The sequence below is a fragment of the Streptomyces sp. NPDC028722 genome, from assembly GCF_040637655.1.
Taxonomy (GTDB): domain Bacteria; phylum Actinomycetota; class Actinomycetes; order Streptomycetales; family Streptomycetaceae; genus Streptomyces.
Genome location: NZ_JBEZWU010000069.1, coordinates 1 through 6,397, shown reverse-complemented (window position 1 = coordinate 6,397; position 6,397 = coordinate 1). Strand labels below are relative to the sequence as shown.

The window sequence follows — 6,397 nt, the reverse complement described above, 5'->3', positions numbered from 1 at the left end:
GCCCGGTGAACGTCTCCACCCACACCCGCTCAGCCCTCAACACCCCACCCATACAAGGGAGATGCCCTACTCACCGCCTTCTGCAACACCCTTTAAACGACGTCCCGTAAGCCCTGATCGGGCAGGCGATGATCTTGGTGTGGGTGCGGTGGTGACGGCGGCTGAGCCGCTGTGGGTGGGCCTGTTCGCTGGACTGGACGGACGGCAGTTCCGCAAGCTCGTCGGACTCGTTCGGCGCCGGGGCGGCGGCAAGCCCACCGGTGGACGGCCGTGGGCCTTGTCCTTGGAAGACCGCATACTGCTGGTGGCGGCCTACTGGCGGACGAACCTCACGATGCGGCAGCTCGGCCCCTTGTTCGGGATCTCGAAGTCGGCCGCCGACCGGGGCATCGACGATATCGCCCCGCTTCTCGTACTGGCCCCCGTCCGACGCCGGCACCCGGCCGGCACGGTGCTGATCGTGGACGGCACCCTGGTCCCGACCTGGGACCGGAGCGTGGCCGCCTCCAGCAAGAGCTATCGCTACTCCACCAACCACCAGGTCGTCATCGATGCCAACACCCGGCTGGTCGTGGCGGCCGGACGGCCTCTGCCCGGCAACCGTCACGACGCCCGCGCCTACCGGGAATCCGGCGTGGACCGTACTGTCAAGAACGCGCCCGTTCTCGGCGACGGTGGCTATCGCGGCACCCCTGCGCTCATCCCGCACTGGCCACGCAAGGACAGGCCCCTTACACCTGAGCAGCAGGACGACAACACCGTCCACCGCCGGGTCAGGACCCGTGTCGAACACGCCTTCTCCCGGATGAAGACCTATAAGTTCCTCCGCGACTGCCGACTACGCGGCGACGGCGCTTACCACGCCGTCCTCGGCGTGGCCCGACTGCACAACCTGGCCCTCGCTGGGTAACCCCCACCGCGACCCAAGTCCATGCCGCCCATGGCCCAACACCCGTTTACGGGACGTCGTTTAGAGTAAATAAGAACGGTGTCGCCCCAATGTGGAGATGACGTAGCCTCTTGTCCGTGAGCGACCGTCTTCCGAACGATCCCGTCGCAGAGCAGTACAGCAGCCTATTGGTGGCGACCAACATGCTGTCCGTCGGCGTCGATCGAAGCCGTGTGGGCCTTCTGCACTCAGCCGCCGTTCGTCTGCGTGAATTGGTGGATGCGCCCTGGCTCATCGTCGGGCCGATGGCCAACTCCAGCCTTCCAGAAGGTCTGGACATAGCTCGCGTACTTCTCCGAACCGCAGAGGAAGCCTCCGGCTTCCCGTGCAGCACTTCCGGCCTGCTACACAGGCCGAAGCCAACGCTGGCCGCCAGCGCCTCGGCGGTGGCCGGTGGCCACCACCGGCTCTCGGAACTGAAGTCCGTGATTCACCACGCCGTGGGCTCCGGTAAGACAGCAACGATAGCGCTGACGCTCGTCGACCTGCTGACTCAGCGGATGGGCCGCGTCAACCGTCACGGGCACCGTCCCACAGCGGCTGAAGTCGGGGGCATCGCCGACGCCGCCCGGGCCCTCTCAGATCTGTTGCTGGTTCTCACGCAACGCCTTGTCACCGGCTGCGTCAGGTTTCTCCTAGAAGTCGTCGCTGTCCCGCCCACCGCGTCTTCACCGTGTGGCCTCCTGCGACTGGCCGCCCCACGAGTACCCCGGGCTCCGGGATCAACCCAGGTTGCCGGCCCAACTGGATTCGCCCTCGCTGCATAGCCTTGCGCGAGGGCGCCAAGACCCTCGTGAGGTTAATCGTGCAGTTGTCCTCCTGGCTACTCCCCTACCTGCTGCTGTTGCCTATTGCAATCTGGTGGTACGGCGTCCGTGCGCGTCGGCTCTCACGGTGCTTCAGGTCGTGGGTGTCGCGTTCGAAGTTGAGGTTCCTCGCCTCGCTCCGACGCCGGCTGTTGAGCCTGCTCACGGAGCCCCCGGCGAGCGAGCCCGACGACGTGGAGGAAGCACGGAGAATTCCGATTCGGCCGCGGTCCTGATCCGACAACGTCTCACCCATGGGAGAGGTGCCTCCACCCACGCAGGGGCGGAGGCACCTCTCTTCGCGCAGTTGCTACTTCACCGGCCGGTCGCCGAAGGGCACTGGCGTCTGCCCGGTGGCTTCGCGTACGGCCTCGTCATGTAGTGCAGACAAAGACGTCGCGGTCAGTGCAGCCGAGAGCGTGCCGGCCGGTTACCAAGCAGGTGGCACAGCCCGGGCAGCGTGTGTCGGGCGCAGGGTCGCTCCTCGGGACGTTCGCTGGCGGACTTCAGGATCAGGTTCCAGACGGCGCGGGCGTACCTCTTCTCCGTCTGTGCCTGGAGGGCCTCGATGCGGTCGGCGTTCTTGGCACCCGGGTTCGCGGCGAGTGCCTGCCTGGCGAGCGTGAGCCGCGGGTCCCCCCGATAGGGGTAGGCGACAGCGCGCCAGCCATGAGGTCGTCCGTCGGCATATCCGCGGCCTTCCCGACCGCGTTACCCCGTCGGCAGGCTGTGACTCACCTGCTCTGAGCTGCGTGGGTGGCGACCGCACTCGGCGTTCGCTGCGTGCAAGCGGCTCAGGCGGCTGTTGGTCCGCCAGAGTCAAGCGCGGGTTGTTGGGTGAGCGGAGTGCCAGGCGTAGCCCTGTGGCGGTAGGTTCGGTGTCCCTGGCCGAAGGGGTGCCGTATGCGACTGGACAGATTTTGCGTCCCTGTGGGAGAGGACCTCCCTGTCGACTCCCATGGGTTCCTCATGGACACGTCGAGCTGGTATCGCCAGCCTCCGTCGGTTGTGCCGCTGATTGACGCCTGTGCCGTTTCTGCGGTGCTGCTCGGGGAAGCTGGCATCGGCAAGTCATCCGCGCTGAATACCGTTTTCGAGGCGACCCAGGTGAGCCGGGGCTGGGATGCACAAGTGCGGGTTGATCTCGGCCAGGTCCGGTCTTGGGAGGACCTGACTCGCAAGGCTGATGCGGTACTCAGCCGACTTGGCCCCAGAGGACATGCGCCCACTGCCAGCTCGTCCGATGCCGAGGCGGGGCATGCACATCTTCTCGTCCTGGACGGCGTTGATGAATGCCGGGCCACCGGCAAAGAAATTGCCGGCTGGTTTACCGACTTGGCCGCCATCTATGACTGCCGTCGGCTACAAGTACTGATCGCTTGCCGCAGCATGGCCTACACCGACGTCCTGAGCCAGGCAGTGATCGCCGCGTTCGGTATCGACGAATCCCGCACCTATACACTGGCACCTCTCCGCCGAAGCGACTTGGTCGCAGCAGCCTCCGCCAAGGGCGTGGATCCCAAGCTCTTTCTCGAAGCTGTGACCGACGCCGGCGCCCAGGCCCTGGCGCGTACCCCTTTGACTCTGGACCTATTGCTCGACACGTTTCTGGAACACAGCACACTGCCTGCCAGCCGCGCCAGTCTCTACGCGTTCGCCCTCCCGCACGCCGTCATGCACCAAGGCCATGACCGTGCCCCTGACGACCTTGCTGGAAGCCAGCCACAGAGGTTCACCACCGCAGCCCGCCTCGCCTGTTACTGCGTGCTCACCGGTGCCGAGGGCATCACCACAAGGCGCCGAACCGAGCCCGGCCTGGCCCTGCTGGCCATCGACACCTTCCTCGGGACACAAGAGGGCACCCCCGGTGACACCTTCACGATCGAGCGCCCCATCGTTGAGGGGGTTCTGAACAGCTCGCTGTTCAGCAACCGCGGCCCTGCAGCCGCTGGTCCTGCTCACGCCTCCATCGCCTCTTACCTCGCCGCTCGATACCTCACCAACCACCAGGTCCCCCGCGAACAACTGCAGGGACTTCTCGTCCACCGGGGGGAGGTCGGCGAGCCTGGCATTCCCACAGACCTTCATGAGCTGGCTGCCTGGCTCATCTCCCTGCGTCCAGAACTCGGCCCCTGGCTGATCGAGGTCGACCCGCAGGCCATCGCCTCCTACAGCTCTTATATCGAGGACCCGCACTGCACCGAACTCATCGTCGATGGCTTGCTGCGTCAAGCCCGACAGGACACGCCTGGCGACGGCCTGCCGTGGTGGCACATGGCGCCCCTGCGGCACCCCGGCCTTGCCGACCAGTTGGAGCAGGCTCTTCACGAAGCCGTGAACCGCGCGCCCCACATCACACACGAACTCGAACTCATCCTCAACCTGATCGCCGAGAACGAGGTCGGGGAACTTCTGCAGGCAGTAGCGTCAATTGCCTGTGATGCCCAGTATCCTCACCGGCTGCGCCGCCTGGCTGCCCAGTGTGCTGGCATGCTGGACCAGGCAGAGGCTGCTCCACTACTCAAGCCCATCCTCGCCGAACTAGCTCAACAGCCCGAGCACGATCCCGCAGACGGTTTGCGCGGCGCTGTCCTACAAACATGCCAGCCCTGGCTCACCCTCGATGAACTCCTCGCAGCCCTGACGCCGCCACGAACCGACCCCAGCCTTTACACCTCTTTCTGCCGCCGTCTGCCTGCTTCTCTCTCGGAGGACCAAATCGCGCCATTTCTGAACTGGGCCGGATCGCATCTCATGGATCCCGATTCCTTGTGGGCCGGCTGGTCCGACGAAGCAGCCATGGTCCAGGGCCTCTTCGACCGTGCACTGAGCGGGCCGGAAGCCGAGGCGCGTGTTCCCGTTGTGGCTATGTGGCTGCGTATCTACCTGCAGACGTACCCACAGCTGGCCGTTCCCGCGCCGCTGTGCGCACCGTTGGACGACCCTGAAAACCAGCACGCTCGCCATCTGCGCCGCACGCTCACCCGACACCTAATCAACGTCGCCCAAGACGCAGAGGATGCCTTCCAGCTGGCCGAGGGATGGGACCCGCATCCCACACGGACCGTCCGCTCGCATTTTGAGACATCCGTCGGCCCTGAACGAGAACAGCGCACCAGCCTGCTCGACGCCGCAGATCTCGCCTGGCTCGTAAAATTCGAACAGAGCCTCAGCGACGAAAAGGCGCCGCATGCCTGGCCCATGCTGCAGCACGTGTGGTCCATGGCCAGGACGACAGACGCCGGGCAGGACACGGCATGGTCCACTCAAGGCACCAGAGTCTGGTCACAGGTGTTCGCTCAAGACCTTGAGGCCATTCCCATCGACGGCCCTCGCGCTGACCAGCTCAGGGCCCAGGCGGCAAGACGTCAGTCGCGAACGGAGCCATGGCAGGGCCGCGACGAGTACATCACCACCACCCGCGAGTTTCTCGCACATGCGGAGTCGGGCGACCACGACAGCTTCGTGCCCCTGTGCTGGAACCTGCAATGCGATCCGGACACAGGCAGGTTCGCGGCCACCGAGTTGCTCACCGATCTGCTGTCTCTGCCCGGTACCGTCATCCTCGCCGACGGCTACGAACACCGCTTGCTGGCCGTAGCACGCAGGTTCGTCACGAACGGCCTACCCACCGACAGCAGCTGGATCGGCACCAACAGCCTTCCCGCCCGTCCATGGGCAGCAATCTTTGCCTTCACAGCACTCCTCAACGACGACGGCGAGATACTGGCCACGCTGCCCTCAGGCCAGTGGCAAGCCTGGGCACCGACACTCCTGGCCTTCCCCCTCACCAGCACTGCGGCCCGCCACATCGGCCCGCGCGGCCAGTTGCTGGAAATGGCCCTCCTCCACGCCGCGCTGCAACTCGAGACCACCTACGACGCGCTGGTCCGAAGGTGCCTGTGCCCTCCACACCGCCGACGCACCGTCCCCCGCTTGCGGGCCCAGACGAGCAGCCGGCGGTAGCCGGCCGCCGTGGCCGGAAACGACTCGGTACCCAGTATCTTCCCGAGTGGGGAGACCACGGCGGCGACATGCACCTCGCCGTGCGTGTCCACGCCCAGGACCACCTCGCTCCGAACGGGAGGATCCGTGCTGGAGGAGGTGCTGCGCTGTCTGGTCGTCATGGTGGTTCGCCTCCCGCGTGGTGACGTGTTGGGTGGATGGCACCGGGCTGCTCGGGCAGTCTGAACCGTGATGGCGCCTGATCCTCGGCAAGGCCCCTATTGGGACACGCCCTGTGGCTCGGTACCAGCAGTCGCCATCCCGCAACGACAGTCGACAAGCCCGTGACTGGACACTTCGGTCATACATCTCATGAGTCAGACCCCCGTCCGGGACGGCACGGCGCAACCGCCCCATCGATCCCCGCACAACGGGGGGCAGCCGTGTGGCCCGCCTTAGAGGTCGTTTTATCCTGGTGTTTCATCCCGGAATCTACTGTTTAGCCTGTGGTGTCGGGTCGCGCCAGGAGATGACGTTCTCGCCGGTGAGGCGGCGGGCCATGAGGTCGGTCATGGCGATGTGAATCATGGCTTCGGAGCGGACGGACAGGGTCTCGTAGTCACGGGCGAGACGTCGGTGGAGCATCAGCCAGCCGTAGGTCCGCTCGACCGCCCACCGCTTCGGGATCGGGGTGAAT

4 protein-coding genes are annotated in these 6,397 nt (G+C 65.7%); 3 read left to right on the top strand and 1 reads right to left on the bottom strand.

The window, feature by feature from the left end; genetic code table 11:
* The first annotated feature begins 139 nt into the window (after window positions 1-139).
* The 3 genes from AB0F03_RS37635 (at window position 140) to AB0F03_RS37625 (ending at window position 5,721) form a co-directional block, all read left to right on the top strand.
* A complete protein-coding gene (locus tag AB0F03_RS37635) occupies window positions 140-910 on the top strand; it encodes a transposase (protein WP_362000952.1) in 771 nt (256 codons plus the stop codon).
* Window positions 911-1,026: 116 nt separating this feature from the next.
* A complete protein-coding gene (locus AB0F03_RS37630; RefSeq protein WP_362000949.1) occupies window positions 1,027-1,716 on the top strand; it encodes a hypothetical protein in 690 nt (229 codons plus the stop codon).
* 1,008 nt (window positions 1,717-2,724) lie between these two features.
* On the top strand, window positions 2,725-5,721 hold the full coding sequence (locus AB0F03_RS37625) for an NACHT domain-containing protein (RefSeq protein WP_362000947.1): 2,997 nt from the start codon (window positions 2,725-2,727) through the stop codon (window positions 5,719-5,721).
* A gap of 471 nt (window positions 5,722-6,192) precedes the next feature.
* Here the strand turns inward: AB0F03_RS37625 and AB0F03_RS37620 are convergent.
* Window positions 6,193-6,397, bottom strand: a 205-nt coding sequence (locus AB0F03_RS37620) for a transposase (RefSeq protein WP_362000944.1), incomplete at its 5' end; no start/stop codon positions are given.